We start from the raw sequence: 450 nt of genomic DNA, 5'->3' as shown, positions 1-450 counted from the left end.
GTGAAGATATTAACGGAACTAAGGCTTCAGCAACCTACACACCAACAGTAACTCCTGTTACTCCAACTGCTACACCAGCAGAATCAACTGGTCCTCAAGGCGTGGTTCAGACCGGAACAGTAACCTTTACCGAGGGAGATTCCGTTGCTCCAATCGACAAAGATACCATTACTCTTCTTGATGAAAATGGCCAACCAGCAGCGGCAGTGTTTGCGAAATCACCAGCGGGTGATATTATTGGTACCTTCACAGTTGATAAAGAGACAGGTGTTGTAACCTTCACACCAACAGATAAATCTTACTCAGGTAATGTGGTTCCAGTTAAGGTTCAAGCTGCGGATACTAATGGAACAACTGTAGAAACAACTTACACACCTAAGATTACTCCAGTCGTTCCAACTTCTGAAGATGCAACATCGACAGATATCCAAGGTCAAACACAATCTGGTA

1 protein-coding gene is annotated in these 450 nt (G+C 44.0%); it reads left to right on the top strand.

The genetic code is table 11. The features are described 5' to 3' along the window. Positions 1–450 (top strand): hypothetical protein (locus AX663_RS05950; protein WP_231724214.1); only part of this gene is annotated, 450 nt, incomplete at both ends.

Origin of the sequence: Streptococcus sp. CCH8-H5 (assembly GCF_001556505.1) — a bacterium.
GTDB lineage: Bacteria > Bacillota > Bacilli > Lactobacillales > Streptococcaceae > Streptococcus.
Note: the sequence above shows the minus strand (reverse complement) of the source record. Positions and strands in the feature narration are given on the sequence as shown.